Below are 14,954 nucleotides of genomic sequence, written 5' to 3' on the forward strand. Positions count from 1 at the left end.
CATTGACACAATGACGTTACCCATAACAATTCAAAGGCCAGGTAAATCATGCCATTAGTCATCGTCGCTATCGGTGTTGTGTTATTACTGCTCTTGATGATCCGTTTCAAAATGAACGGATTTATCGCTCTGGTTCTGGTGGCACTTGCAGTCGGTCTGATGCAAGGGATGCCGCTGGTTAAAGTTATTAGCTCGATTAAAGCAGGTGTAGGCGGTACGCTCGGCGGCCTGGCGTTGATCATGGGCTTTGGTGCCATGCTCGGCAAAATGCTGGCAGACTGCGGTGGTGCGCAGCGCATCGCAACCACACTTATCGCCAAATTCGGTAAGAAGAATATCCAGTGGGCGGTGGTATTAACCGGTTTTACCGTCGGTTTTGCGCTGTTCTATGAAGTGGGCTTTGTGCTGATGCTGCCACTGGTGTTCACCATTGCGGCTGCGGCAAATATCCCACTGCTGTATGTAGGTGTGCCAATGGCGGCGGCGCTGTCCGTGACGCACGGCTTCCTGCCGCCACACCCTGGCCCAACCGCTATTGCAACTATTTTCCACGCCGATATGGGTAAAACCCTGCTGTTCGGTACAATTCTGGCGATCCCAACCGTCATTCTGGCAGGTCCGGTATACGCGCGTTTCCTGAAAGGTATTGATAAGCCTATCCCGGAAGGTCTGTACAGCGCGAAAACCTTCACTGAAGAAGAGATGCCTGGCTTTGGCGTCAGCGTCTGGACATCTCTGGTACCGGTGATCCTGATGGCCATGCGTGCTATAGCAGAGATGATCCTGCCAAAAGATCACGCCTTCCTGGCCGTTGCGGAATTCCTGGGTGACCCGGTCATGGCAACACTGATTGCGGTACTGATCGCGATGTTTACCTTCGGTCTGAACCGTGGTCGTTCAATGGATCAGATCAACGACACGCTGATCTCTTCCATCAAAATCATTGCCATGATGCTCCTGATCATCGGCGGTGGCGGTGCGTTCAAACAGGTTCTGGTCGACAGTGGCGTGGATAAATACATCGCCTCCATAATGCATGAAACCAACGTGTCACCACTCTTTATGGCCTGGTCTATTGCTGCGGTTCTGCGTATTGCGCTTGGCTCTGCAACCGTTGCGGCAATTACTGCGGGTGGTATCGTTGCGCCGCTGATTGCGACCACCGGCGTCAGCCCTGAGCTGATGGTTATCGCGGTCGGTTCCGGTAGCGTGATTTTCTCTCACGTAAACGATCCGGGCTTCTGGCTGTTCAAGGAGTACTTCAACCTGACGATCGGTGAAACCATCAAGTCCTGGTCAATGCTGGAAACCATTATTTCGGTGTGTGGCCTGGTCGGGGTTCTGTTGCTGAATATGGCACTCTGATGTAAAAAAAGAACCCGCCAACAGGCGGGTTCTTTTTTATTTCTTCTTCACTACAGCTTTTCTGCGCTTATCCAAATCCTTAATCAGCTTGTTCACCCCCTCATCGGCAAACATCTTCTCAAGACTCACGGACAACTTACGACGCCAGTTCTTGTACTGATAGCTGGTTCCCGGAATGTTCACCGGCCCGGCCATATCAATCCAGTCTTCCGGCTGCAGACCCAGCAAGGCACTGTTACTGTCAGCGATGTAGCGTTGTAACCCCCGGTTAAGCGTGGGAGTCATCGACATCAGCGAAGCCTTATGCCCGGCACGTTTCGGCAGACAGCCATGCTTATGCAGCGCATCCAGCAGCCCCTGCTTCGCCAGCTCGCGATCCTGATACAGACCGCATAGCACCTCTTCATCAGGATAAAGACCCAGCGTTTTACCAAGCGTCAGATCGCCGCTTTCCCAATAGCCACGCAGCGTAGGAAGATCATGCGTCGTCGCGACTGCCATTGACTGTTCCGGATACGCTTTTGGCGCGCGGAAGGTTTTCTCATGGTTGTTTTCAAAATAGAGCACTTTGTAGGAATACACGCCGCTATCGCGGAGCTTGCTGACGATCTCCACCGGTACGGTACCGAGATCTTCACCGATCACCATGCACTGATGGCGTTTACTTTCCAGCGCCAGGATCGACAGTAGATCGTCAACCGGATACTGCACGTAAGCCCCGTGATCCGCCGTTTCACCATAAGGGATCCACCACAGGCGCAGCACGGACATCACGTGGTCAATACGCAGCGCCCCGCAGTTTTGCATGTTGGCGCGCAACAGGTCGATAAACGGCTCATATGCGCGCGCCGCCATCACGTGTGGATCCATCGGCGGTAAGCCCCAGTTCTGACCGAGCGGGCCAAGAATATCCGGCGGTGCACCAACAGAGGCTTTCAGGCAGTAAAGCTCGCGATCACACCAGGTTTCCGCCCCCCCTTCTGCCACACCGACGGCCAGGTCACGATACAGGCCGATCGGCATTTTATAACCCTGGCTCACCTGCCAGCAGGCCGCAAACTGGCTGTACGCCAGCCATTGCAGCCACAGGTAGAAGTCCACCTCATCGGCATGCTTTTGACAAAATGCTTTCACTTCAGGGGTGTCTACGGATTGATATGCCTGCGGCCATACCGGCCAGCCCCAGCGCATTTCATCCTCTTTCACCTGATACGCATGCAGCGCATCGAACGCCGCCTGCCAGTAAAGGCTCTCACCTTCCTGCGTCACAAACTGACGGAAAGCCGCCATTTGTTCATCATCACGCTTCGCAAAGCCTTTCCACGCCAGACGCAGCGCGGCCATCTTCAGGGAGGTGACGGTAGAGTAATCGACCCACTCCGCATCGCGGGCCTCTTTCAGCATGTGCTGCGTCGTCGCGAGTTTCCACCACGACTGCGCCTCTTTGCTGTTTTTGAAATCCTCTAACGCGTTAACGTCGATATAAATCACGTTCAGCCAGCGGCGAGATGACGGGCTATACGGGCTGGCACTTTCCGGGTTCGCCGGATAGAGCGCGTGGATCGGGTTGAGGCCGATAAACGCACCGCCGCGTTCGCCGACGTCCGTCAGCATCTTTTTCAGGTCGCCAAAATCACCGATGCCCCAGTTGCTGTCGGAGCGCAGCGTGTAGAGCTGCACGCATGCACCCCACAACTTTTTGCCTTCGAGCAATGCCTGTGGCTCATAGCAGCGTTTTGGCGCAACAATCAGCCGGCAGTGAAAACGCTGGTCGTCCTGGGTGAGCGTTAATGTGTGGTAGCCCTCCGGCAGTTTTGCCGGAAGGTTAAGAGCCTTGCCTCCAGTGGCATGGCCTTTGTGCTGATGACCCTCTTCAGTGGTGAGCAGCCAGCTAAACTCGCCTCGCCCCTCCACCGTCAGCGGCATCTTTTTGCCCGCAGTAAAGACCTTCACGTTCGGTACCGGAGCAACCGACGCTTTCGCGTCGGCTTTGTGCATGGCATCCAGCAAACGTCTTTTGGTGTCAGCGCCAATAGACTGTGGTTTGCCGTGAGCATTAATGTAACTGAGGCTGATCCCCGCCGCCTGCGCGGCACTATCCAGACGTTTACTCTCCATCGCGCTTCCTTAGCGTTTTGCCTGCCAGATACGAGCCTGATAATCACGGATTGAGCGGTCAGAGCTGAACATACCGCAGCGGGCAGTGTTCAGGATGCACGCCCGGGTCCAGGCTTCCTGGTCGCGATACAGCACGTCGACCTGTTTTTGTGCTTCCACGTACGCCGCGAAGTCCGCCATCACCAGATACGGGTCGCCGCCGTGTTTGTTCATGCTGTGCAGCATCTGGTCAAACGTGTGCTTGTCGCCATCGCTGTATTTACCGCTTTCCAGTTCTTTCAGGACAGCATCAAGCACTTTGTCCTTCTTACGCCATTTCACCGGGTCGTAACCTTTGGCCTTGATGGCTTTCACTTCTTCAACGGTATGTCCGAAGATAAAGATGTTCTCTTCCCCGACCTTCTCAGCAATTTCAACGTTCGCACCGTCAAGCGTACCGACGGTGAGCGCGCCGTTCAGCGCCAGCTTCATGTTGCCGGTACCGGAGGCTTCTTTACCCGCCGTGGAGATCTGCTCGGAGATATCCGCCGCCGGGATCAACATCTCTGCTGCGGAGACACAGTAATCCGGCAGGAACACCACCTTCAGCTTGTCGCCCACTTTCGGATCGTTGTTGATCGCTTCTGCCACTTTGTTGATGGCGAGGATAATGTTTTTCGCCAGGTAGTAACCCGGTGCCGCTTTTGCGCCGAACAGGAACACGCGTGGAACTCGGTTGGCTTTCGGGTTCTCGCGGATCTCTTTATACAGTGCCAGAATGTGCAGCAGGTTCAGGTGCTGGCGTTTGTACTCATGCAGACGTTTAATCTGGATGTCGAAAATGGCCTGTGGGTTGATCTCAATCCCGGTACGCGCTTTTACAAACGCCGCCAGACGCACTTTGTTCTCCAGCTTGATGGCGCGGTACTGTTCACGGAATTTCGCGTCGTCGGCGTATTTTTCCAGATTGATGAGCTGATCCAGATCGTTGGCCCACTCTTTCTTCAGGGTTTTATCCAGCAGGTCGGCCAGCAGCGGGTTGCACTGCTTGATCCAGCGACGTGGCGTGATACCGTTGGTCACGTTGTGGAATTTGGTCGGCCACAGGTGGTGGTATTCCGGGAACAGATCTTTCACCACCAGATCCGAGTGCAGCGCCGCCACACCGTTGACCGCAAAACCGCTCACCACACACATGTTCGCCATGCGCACCTGTTTGTCGTGAACCACAGCCAGCTTCGCCCACACCTCTTTATTACCCGGCCAGGTCTTTTTCACCAGCACTTTAAAGCGGTCGTTAATCTCATTGATTAACTGCATGTGGCGCGGCAGCAGCGCCTTCACCAGCTTCTCATCCCAGCACTCCAGCGCCTCTGGCATCAGCGTATGGTTGGTGTAGGCAAACGTACGGCTGGTGATTGCCCAGGCGTCATCCCAGCTCAGCTGATGTTCATCAATCAGCACACGCAGCAGTTCAGGGATCGCAATGGTCGGGTGGGTGTCGTTAAGCTGAATCACTTCAAAGTCTGGCAGCTGTGCCAGCTTGCGACCTGCCAGATGATGACGACGCAGAATATCCGCTACGGAACAGGCACACTGGAAGTATTGCTGCATCAGACGCAGTTTCTTGCCCGCCAGATGGTTGTCATTCGGGTAGAGCACTTTCGTCAGTTTCTCAGCGTCGATACCCTGTTGTTCGGCACGCAGGAAATCACCGTCGTTGAATTTGGTCAGGTTAAACGGATGAGCATGCTTCGCCTGCCACAGGCGCAGAGGTTGTGCCACACTGTTACGGTAGCCCAGCACCGGCAGATCCCAGGCTTCACCGGTAAGCGTAAAGGCAGGTTCCCAGACCCCTTGTTTTGATACCTTACCGCCAATGCCCACCTGCACATCAAGCTGCGCATTGTGGCGGAACCACGGGTACGTATTGCGGTGCCAGTCATCCGGTGCTTCCATCTGATGACCTTCAGCAAACGACTGGCGGAACAGACCGTACTGGTAGTTCAGGCCATAGCCAATTGCCGACTGACCTACCGTTGCCATTGAATCAAGGAAACAGGCCGCCAGACGCCCCAAACCACCGTTACCCAGTGCCGGGTCAATCTCTTCTTCCAGCAGGTCGGTCAGGTTCACGTCGTGCTCTTTCAACACGTCGCCCACCTCCTGATACCAGCCGAGGTTCAGCAGGTTGTTGCCGGTCAGACGGCCAATCAGGAATTCCATCGAAATATAGTTCACATGGCGCTGGCCTTTAACAGGCTTTGCTACCGGTTGAGCATCCAGCTGCTCTGCGAGCGCACCGCTCACCGCCTGCCACCACTGGTGAGGCGTCATCTCGTTTGCAGCATGAAGACCAAAACGCTGCCACTGACGCGTCAGGGCAGCCTGAAATTGAGCTTTGTTGAAGGTAGGCTGTGACATAGGGAATCGGCATCCTGTAGAGAGAAAACACATGTTGGCGCTAGTGTGCCTGGCTCACTTCGCCACTTCCTCCTCCTGCGGGGGATTAGGCAGGGAGGAGTAGCGGGGATGAGCATAAAAGTGTGATCAAGGCCACTCTGAGAGCATAGTTTGAGTGTGCCCTGAAGGGAAAAAGATAACCGGGGAGAGTGTCAAAAAAATGAAATGCGGTTTCGTAAAAAATTAATACGCGTGGAAATGATTACTTACGCAGAATAATATTTCTGCCATTGGGGCCTCTCTCAGAACACTATTAATCCCTCTCAACTTTACCGAAACTTTATTAACTTTGGCGTCATTATACCTTTATGAAACCAGTTTCAGCGTACCCGCACTGAATGTACGTAATCCAGCATCCACGCGGCATTCGGGCCATTCTAAAAAGTTCCGGTTCCAGGTGGAATGTTTTGTGACAGAGTGCAAATTCACAGCCACAAAACCCAGACATAACTTGCAATAGTTCTCTTTCTGGCCGACCTTATAGCTATTAATTACGAAGCGCAAAAAAAATAGATTCCCTCGTTCCCCACAGTGAAGTGAAAACTATGTTGATTCCGTCAAAATTAAGTCGCCCGGTTCGTCTTGACCATACAGTGGTCCGCGAACGTCTGTTGGCTAAACTTTCCGGCGCGCATAATTTCCGACTGGCGCTGGTTACGAGCCCTGCAGGTTATGGAAAAACAACGCTCATTTCGCAATGGGCCGCAGGTAAGAGCGATCTTGGCTGGTACTCCCTCGACGAGGGCGATAACCAGCAAAAGCGTTTTGCCAGCTATCTGGTTGCCGCCATTCAACAGGCAACCAATGGACACTGCACGACCAGTGAGGTAATGGTGCAAAAGCGCCAGTACGCCAGTCTGTCCTCGCTTTTTTCACAGCTGTTTATTGAACTGGCCGAATGGCATCGTCCGCTGTATGTGGTGATTGATGATTATCATCTGATCACCAACCCGGTTATCCACGAGTCGATGCGTTTCTTCCTGCGCCATCAGCCGGAAAACCTGACCCTGGTCGTACTGTCGCGTAACCTGCCGCAGCTGGGTATTGCCAACCTGCGCGTACGCGATCAGCTACTGGAAGTGGGTAGCCAGCAGTTGGCCTTTACCCACCAGGAAGCCAAACAGTTCTTTGACTGCCGTCTGACCTCACCCATTGAGGCCTCCGAAAGCAGCCGCCTGTGCGATGATGTTGCAGGCTGGGCCACAGCGCTGCAGCTGATTGCCCTGTCTGCCCGGCAAAACAAAAGCCCGACGCATCAGTCTGCGCGTCGCCTGGCGGGTATTAACGCCAGCCATCTGTCCGATTATCTGGTGGATGAGGTACTGGACAGCGTCGATCCTTCTACCCGTAATTTCCTGCTAAAAAGTTCCCTGCTGCGTTCCATGAACGACGCGCTGATTGTGCGCGTGACCGGCAGCGAGAACGGCCAGCTCCAGCTTGAAGAGATTGAACGTCAGGGCCTGTTCCTGACGCGCATGGACGATCCTGGCGAATGGTTTAGCTATCACCCGCTGTTTGGCAGCTTCCTGCGCCAGCGTTGTCAGTGGGAGCTTGCCGTCGAGTTGCCGGAGATCCACCGCGCTGCCGCCGAAAGCTGGATGGCGCAAGGTTTCCCGAGCGAGGCAATCCACCACGCGCTGGCTGCCGGTGATGCCAGCATGCTACGCGATATCCTGCTCAACCATGCATGGGGCTTATTTAACCACAGCGAACTGACGCTGCTTGAAGAGTCATTAAAAGCCCTGCCGTGGGAAAGCCTGCTGGAGAACCCACGTCTTGTGCTCCTGCAGGCCTGGCTGATGCAAAGCCAGCATCGCTACAGCGAAGTGAATACCCTGCTGGCACGCGCCGAGCAGGAGATGGAAAGTGAAATGGATATCACGCTGCACGGTGAATTTAACGCGCTGCGCGCACAGGTGGCAATTAACGCGGGTGACCCGGAAGAGGCGGAGCGCCTGGCGATGGTTGCTCTTGATGAGCTGCCGCTGGCAAACTTCTACAGCCGCATCGTTGCCACCTCAGTACACGGTGAAGTCCTGCACTGCAAAGGTGACCTGACGCGTTCCCTGTCGCTGATGCAACAAACCGAACAGATGGCACGTCGCCATGATGTCTGGCACTACGCGTTATGGAGCCTGATCCAGCAAAGTGAAATTTTATTTGCTCAGGGGTTCCTGCAAGCCGCCTGGGAAAATCAGGAAAAAGCATTCCAGCTCGTTCGTGAACAACATCTGGAACAGCTGCCAATGCACGAGTTCCTGTTACGTATTCGCGCTCAGCTGCTGTGGGCGTGGTCGCGTCTGGATGAGGCAGAAAGCTGCGCCCGCCAGGGTGTTGACGTGCTCTCAGGTTTCCAGCCACAGCAGCAGTTACAATGTCTCGCGCTGTTGGTGCAGTGCTCGCTGGCACGCGGGGATTTGGATAACGCCCGCAACCACCTTAACCGCCTGGAAAACCTGCTCGGTAACGGCCAGTACCATTGCGACTGGGTTTCGAACGCCGATAAGGTACGGGTCATTTACTGGCAAATGACCGGCGACAAAAAATCTGCCGCCAACTGGCTACGCCAGACGCCTAAACCGGCATTCGCTAACAACCACTTCCTGCAAAGCCAGTGGCGGAACATTGCCCGCGTGCAGATCCTGCTCGGTGATTTTGAACCAGCCGAGATTGTGCTGGAAGAGCTGAATGAAAATGCCCGCAGCCTGCGTCTGATGAGCGATCTAAACCGTAACCTGCTGTTGCTTAACCAGCTCTACTGGCAGGCTGGGCGTAAAAATGATGCCCAGCGAGTGTTGCTGGAAGCATTGCAGCTGGCTAACCGCACCGGGTTTATCAGCCACTTTGTGATTGAAGGCGAAGTGATGGCGCAACAACTGCGTCAGCTTATTCAGCTCAATACGCTGCCAGAGCTGGATCAGCATCGCGCACAGCGTATTCTGCGTGAAATTAACCAGCATCATCGCCACAAGTTTGCGCACTTTGATGAGAACTTTGTTGAACGCCTGCTGAATCACCCTGAAGTGCCGGAACTTATCCGCACCAGCCCACTCACCCAGCGTGAATGGCAGGTTCTGGGGCTAATCTATTCAGGCTACAGCAATGAGCAGATTGCCGGTGAGCTGGCGGTGGCGGCAACCACCATCAAAACGCATATCCGCAATTTGTACCAGAAGTTGGGTGTGGCACATCGTCAGGATGCCGTACAACATGCGCAGCAATTGCTGAAGATGATGGGGTACGGGGTTTAAGGTCTGTTCGGCCTGATGCCCTCACCCCGGCCCTCTCCCACTGTACGGTCCGGGGACATGGTAGACAGGTGTTCGGGGACATGGTGAACACTTTTTAACATCCTTTACCTATGGTGATCGACTTTTTCTTCAGGTCGATCACCCCCACTTTCGTGCTGTACCACCACACGTCATAACAGCCGTCTTCCTGTGTTTCCCTCAGCCCTACCCGTTCCCCCCTGAACGCCTTGCCTGCGCTCAGACTGACTCCTTTCACGCTCAGCTTCCCGCTGATATCGACTTTCCTGACCATCACCCCCTCATCGTATTCCGGTGGGATTGTGTTGCCGTTGTACTGCCGTGCGGACGGCTGATACCGGGAGGCCGGAACGTTCATACCCAGCGCCTCGTGCGGTCGTTCAAGGTTATAGACGGTGCGCCAGTGTTCAAATGCACGCTGCAGTTCACCGCTGTCCGCGAACCACTTCCCCTGCAACACTTCCGCCTTCAGGCTGCGGTGAAAACGCTCCAGCTTGCCCTGTGTCTGCGGATGATATGGCCGGGAGTGCCCCACCCGGATACCCAGGCGCATCAGCCACAGCTCCAGTGCCGTCCAGATGCCGGTGGTGTCGCCCCACGGCGCTCCGTTATCCATCGTCATCCTGTCCGGCAGACCGTAGCGTTCAAACACGCTGACCAGCTGCTGCTGTACGGTCTCACGCCGTTCATCGGTGCAGTGTGCCAGGCACAGGGAAAAGCGGGAGTGGTCATCCAGCAGGGTGAGCGGATGACAGCGGCCACCACCAAAGGGAAAGTGTCCCTTAAAATCCATCTGCCAGAGGCGATTGGGCGCATCATGTTCGAACCGCCCTGAGGCCGGAATGCCCGGTGAAACGCCCGGCAGCAGACCGTGGCGGGCCATCAGGTTATGGACGGTGCTGAAAGCGGGCATGCAGTGCCCCAGGTCTTCCAGCCAGCGCTTAATCTTGCGTGCGCCCCAGCGTTCATGACGGTCATGTGCCATGCGCAGAAGAGCTGTGATGTCATCAGATGAGCGGTTCGGGGAATGATGAGGTATACGGGGCCGGTCCAGAAGGCCGGATGCGCCTTCCTGAGCCCAGCGCTGAAGCCACTTATAGCCGGTGGCAGGCGAAATGCCGTAGTGACGGCACAGGGAACGGATGTTCGCCCCGTCCTGCGAGGCGAACAAAACAAACTCGGTACGTAATGACATGGTATCTCTCGCATCCCAGGGCATAAGTGACTCCATAAACGGGTTCTTATGCCTTAGTTGTAAGTGTCTACCATGTCCCCGAACAAGTGTTCACTATGTCCCCGGACTGTACACCCACAGGGAGAGGGAGAAAGGCTTTTCAACACAACTCTAACTGCAGATTATTATCCTTAATCACCTGCATCACACCTGCTGGCGGCATCACGTCGGTATAGACCGCATCGACCATACTGATACTGCCCATATTCACCATCGCGTTACGACCAAACTTGGAGTGATCCACCACCAGCATGACATGACGTGAGTTTTCAATAATGGCCCGCTTGGTGCGCACTTCGTGATAATCAAACTCCAGCAACGAGCCGTCGCTGTCGATACCGCTGATCCCCAGGATGCCGAAATCGAGGCGGAACTGAGAGATAAAATCGAGCGTCGCTTCACCAATAATACCGCCGTCACGGCTGCGCAATTCGCCGCCCGCGAGGATGATGCGGAAATCATCTTTCTGCATCAGGGTATTCGCCACGTTCAGGTTGTTGGTGACCACGCGCAGGTTCTCGTGTTCCAGCAGCGCATGGGCGACTGCTTCCGGCGTGGTGCCGATATCAATAAACAGCGTCGCACCGTTCGGGATCTGGCTTGCCACTTTACGGGCAATGCGCTCCTTCTCTGCCGTTTGCGTTGCTTTGCGGTCATGCCAGGAGGTGTTAACCGAGCTGGACGGCAGCGCCGCGCCGCCGTGGTGGCGCAGAATACGGTTTTGATCGGCCAGGTCGTTCAGGTCACGACGGATGGTTTGTGGGCTGACGGCAAACTGTTCCACCAGCTCTTCGGTACTGACGTATCCCTGCTTTTTTACCAGTTCGATAATGGCGTCATGACGTTGTGTTTGTTTCATCAAATATCCCTGGAAATTATGTTCGTTTTCGCGCATGAAGCGTATCGGCAAAGGCCATCGCCAGCCCGACGGCCAGCCCGGTAACGTGCGCACCGTTGGCGATAGACATGCCAAACAAATCAAACCATCCGGCAATTAACCATATTAATGCAAAGGTTATCAACCCGCGTTGCAAATAGATACCGCTGGCAGGATCGCGCTCGCCTCTGAGCCAGACGTAGCCCATCAGGGCATATACCACACCAGATAAACCGCCAAACCACGGGCCGCTGAATTTGTGCTGCACATAGCCGCTTAACAAGGCACTGATAATTGTAATAACAATCAGTTTGCCACTGCCCAGACGCTTCTCCACGGCACCGCCGAGATACCACCACCACAGCAGGTTGAAGAGAATATGCATCACCGAGAAGTGCATCAGCGCATGGGTAAAATAGCGCCAGACATCAAATTCCAGCGAGGGATCATACGGCCACGCCAGGGCGATCATCACGCTCTGGTCGCCCACCACATTCATAATAATGAAGACGATAATGCAGGCGGCCATCAGTAGCAGCGTAAACGGGCCTGCGCGCTCGCGAATGGTGGCAAGGAAAGGAAAACGACGGTAGTGCAACCCGCTGCCGGTCTGGCCGGACTGCCAGCTTGCCGCCAGATAGCGCGGATCGCCAGGGTTCTCCAGGAAACGCGCCAGCTCTGCATTCACTCGTACGGCCTGACTCTCGTCCGCCAGCCAGACGTCGGTCTGAGTATGTTGTTGAATGGTCAGGATGACGCCCTGCGTCGCCATATAATCGACAAACGCCTGGGCGACGCGCGGGTTGGTAAAAGAGGTGATCATCAACATGAGCAGCGGTCGCTTATTTCCACACAAAGGGGAACAGTATAGAGCGAATGGTTTTAGCCGCCAAACGCGTGCTCAACTTCTGCCGGGAAATGACGATGCCAGGCATCGAAACCACCATCGACACTGTACACCGCGTCGTAGCCCTGCTGGAGCAGATACTGCGCCGCCCCTTTACTGCTGTTGCCGTGGTAGCACATCACCATTACCGGCGTGTCGAAGTCGTTATCACGCATAAACGCACCCAGCGTGTCGTTGGTGAGGTGGAACGCGCCCGGCGTGTGGCCCATCGCAAAACTCTGCGGATCACGGATATCCACCAGCACCGCCGTTCCCTGGTGCATCTTCTGATGGGCTTCTTCTACGTTAATACATTCAAAGTGATCCATGGTGTTCTCTTTACATTGGTCAACGGCACTATTTTACCCCGTAGTGTACGTCCTGGCGGCAGGTAAACGCCATTATGTTATCCATATCACTCTAAATTGTTTTTTTGATGTTACCAAAAGCGCGTTCCTTTGCTATTATGAGCGATATCGAACATTTTTGAGCTTTAACGAAAGTGCGTGAGGGTGACATGGAAACCAAAGATCTGATTGTGATAGGCGGTGGCATCAACGGTGCCGGGATTGCGGTCGATGCCGCAGGACGCGGATTATCCGTACTGATGCTGGAAGCTAACGATCTCGCCTGTGCGACATCGTCCGCCAGCTCAAAACTGATCCATGGTGGCCTGCGCTACCTGGAACACTACGAATTCCGCCTGGTCAGTGAAGCACTGGCCGAACGTGAAGTGCTGCTGAAGATGGCTCCGCACCTGGCGATCCCAATGCGCTTCCGCCTGCCACACCGTCCACACCTGCGTCCGGCATGGATGATCCGAATTGGTCTGTTTATGTACGATCACCTGGGTAAACGTACCAGCCTGCCAGGTTCGAATGGTTTGCGTTTTGGCTCAGAATCGGTACTTAAGCCTGAAATCGTACGCGGATTCGAATATTCCGACTGCTGGGTGGACGATGCGCGCCTGGTCCTGGCCAATGCGCAGATGGTAGAGAGGAAAGGTGGCGAAGTGAAAACCCGTACCCGCGCCACCGCTGCCCGTCGTGAAAACGGCTTGTGGATTGTCGAAGCGGAAGACGTGGACACTGGCGAGAAGTTCAGCTGGAAAGCGCGCGGCCTGGTGAACGCCACCGGTCCGTGGGTGAAACAGTTCTTTGACGAGGGAATGCACCTGCCTTCACCTTATGGTATCCGTCTGATCAAAGGCAGCCACATTGTTGTGCCTCGCGTGCATACCCAGAAACAGGCCTACATTCTGCAGAACGAAGATAAGCGCATTGTGTTTGTGATCCCGTGGATGGACGAGTTTTCCATCATCGGCACCACCGACGTGGAGTACAAAGGCGACCCGAAAAACGTCGAGATTGACGAGAGCGAAGTGAACTACCTGCTGAAAGTGTATAACGCGCACTTTAAGAAACAGCTGGCACGTAATGACGTGGTCTGGACTTATTCCGGTGTGCGTCCGCTGTGTGATGACGAATCTGACTCACCGCAGGCTATCACCCGCGACTATACGCTCGATATTCATGACGTAGACGGTCAGGCACCACTGCTGTCGGTGTTTGGTGGCAAACTCACCACTTACCGTAAACTGGCCGAACACGCGCTGGAAAAACTGGTGCCGTACTACAAAGGTATTGGCCCGGCATGGACGAAAGGCGCGGTACTGCCTGGTGGTGATATCGGTGGCAACCGCGATGATTATGCCGCGAAACTGCGTCGTCGCTACCCCTTCATTACTGAATCAATGGCGCGCCATTACGCCCGCACCTACGGCAGCAATACCGAATGGATCCTCGGGGAAGCGAAAGAGATTGCCGACCTGGGCGAACATTTTGGCCACGAGCTGTATGAAGCCGAGCTGCGTTATCTGGTCGAACATGAATGGGTTCGCCGCCTGGATGATGCCATCTGGCGTCGTACCAAAGAAGGGATGTGGCTGGATGCCGAACAACAGTCTCGCGTTGCACAGTGGCTGCTGCAAAACGCGGGGAAGCGTGAGTTGTCGTTGGCGTCGTGATGTAAATTAGTGCGGCCTCTCCCACCAGAAGATGGCCGCAAACAGTAAAAACGGCAACCTCGGTTGTAATGCCAGACAGTTAAGCGACACCAGGGCACTTTGTTATTTCAGTGGTATCGTTCCGTTCACTCAGACATTCCTGCTACCTGCATAATCCGCTACGGTGAACGTGTTAAGGGGGCTATCGCGCCCCCTTAACAATCCCGTCTCCCGGCAAAGAAAATCGCCGCTTCGCGGTACCCTCAGCTTATTCCTTCCGGCTTTTCGGGGACGGGCGGAGGTAACCTCCCTGTAAAGCCGCCCTCGCCGCGCATCCCTGCGCGTCGCCCCGGCCTCCAGGAAACGCTTCGGCGATTTTCAGCCGGACTCACGCCCCCTCAACCTTCTTCATCGCCTGAATGTGGCACGGATGTTGAGTCCCCGCTGAAATCGGCGAACCAGAGACCGGATGACAAAGGCTGGACGCCAGGGATGGCGGCCAGAGGCGAAACGAGACAGGACAAAATTGCCGGGAGCAATTTTGAACAACGCTTGCGTTGGCCCCGAAGGGGCGAGTCCCAGGGATGGGACGAGTAATCTTGAGTCGAGCCGACCGCAGGCAGCGGGTCGGGAGGTGAGCGCAGTGCGAAGCACCGATTTCTCTGCGGGGCCGCGGGGATTGATAAGGGGGCCGCGGTGGCCCCCTTATCCCGTTCACAGGTTGTGAGCGTATTATTTTCTGCAGATATTAAGGTGAA

At 55.1% G+C, this 14,954-nt stretch carries 9 protein-coding genes; 3 read left to right on the forward strand and 6 right to left on the reverse strand.

What is annotated here, in order from left to right:
* The first annotated feature begins 48 nt into the window (after positions 1-48).
* A complete protein-coding gene (gntT, locus tag HV318_RS11875; RefSeq protein ID WP_182272905.1) occupies positions 49-1,365 on the forward strand; it encodes a gluconate transporter in 1,317 nt (438 codons plus the stop codon).
* A 36-nt stretch (positions 1,366-1,401) separates the two neighbouring features.
* Here gntT and malQ read toward each other — a convergent pair whose 3' ends face one another.
* Together malQ and malP are read right to left on the reverse strand one after the other, a co-directional pair.
* Entirely contained in the window at positions 1,402-3,483 is a 2,082-nt protein-coding gene (malQ, locus tag HV318_RS11880) for a 4-alpha-glucanotransferase (RefSeq protein ID WP_182272906.1), read from the reverse strand.
* Between the two features lie 9 nt (positions 3,484-3,492).
* Positions 3,493-5,886, reverse strand: a complete 2,394-nt coding sequence (malP, locus tag HV318_RS11885; RefSeq protein ID WP_182272907.1) for a maltodextrin phosphorylase — start codon at positions 5,884-5,886, stop codon at positions 3,493-3,495.
* Positions 5,887-6,470: 584 nt separating this feature from the next.
* Between malP and malT the strand changes: the two genes are divergently transcribed.
* The gene (gene malT, locus HV318_RS11890; RefSeq protein ID WP_182272908.1) at positions 6,471-9,176 is read left to right on the forward strand and encodes an HTH-type transcriptional regulator MalT; all 2,706 of its coding nucleotides are present in this window, start codon (positions 6,471-6,473) and stop codon (positions 9,174-9,176) included.
* Positions 9,177-9,270: 94 nt separating this feature from the next.
* Here malT and HV318_RS11895 read toward each other — a convergent pair whose 3' ends face one another.
* The 4 genes from HV318_RS11895 to glpE all read right to left on the reverse strand — a co-directional run bounded on the left by HV318_RS11895 (position 9,271) and on the right by glpE (position 12,520).
* The gene (locus tag HV318_RS11895) at positions 9,271-10,413 is read right to left on the reverse strand and encodes an IS481 family transposase (protein ID WP_419195714.1); all 1,143 of its coding nucleotides are present in this window, start codon (positions 10,411-10,413) and stop codon (positions 9,271-9,273) included.
* Positions 10,414-10,528: 115 nt separating this feature from the next.
* Positions 10,529-11,287, reverse strand: a complete 759-nt coding sequence (locus HV318_RS11900; protein ID WP_182272909.1) for a DeoR/GlpR family transcriptional regulator — start codon at positions 11,285-11,287, stop codon at positions 10,529-10,531.
* Between the two features lie 16 nt (positions 11,288-11,303).
* Positions 11,304-12,134, reverse strand: coding sequence for a rhomboid family intramembrane serine protease GlpG (glpG, locus tag HV318_RS11905; protein WP_182272910.1), 831 nt, complete (start codon positions 12,132-12,134; stop codon positions 11,304-11,306).
* A gap of 53 nt (positions 12,135-12,187) precedes the next feature.
* Complete coding sequence (glpE, locus tag HV318_RS11910; protein WP_182272911.1) at positions 12,188-12,520, reverse strand: thiosulfate sulfurtransferase GlpE; 333 nt, start codon at positions 12,518-12,520, stop codon at positions 12,188-12,190.
* Positions 12,521-12,708: 188 nt separating this feature from the next.
* Between glpE and glpD the strand changes: the two genes are divergently transcribed.
* Complete coding sequence (gene glpD, locus HV318_RS11915) at positions 12,709-14,217, forward strand: glycerol-3-phosphate dehydrogenase (protein ID WP_182272912.1); 1,509 nt, start codon at positions 12,709-12,711, stop codon at positions 14,215-14,217.
* Positions 14,218-14,954 lie beyond the last annotated feature (737 nt).

It is taken from the genome of Enterobacter sp. RHBSTW-00901 (assembly GCF_014103115.1).
GTDB classification, from domain to species: domain Bacteria; phylum Pseudomonadota; class Gammaproteobacteria; order Enterobacterales; family Enterobacteriaceae; genus Enterobacter; species Enterobacter cloacae_P.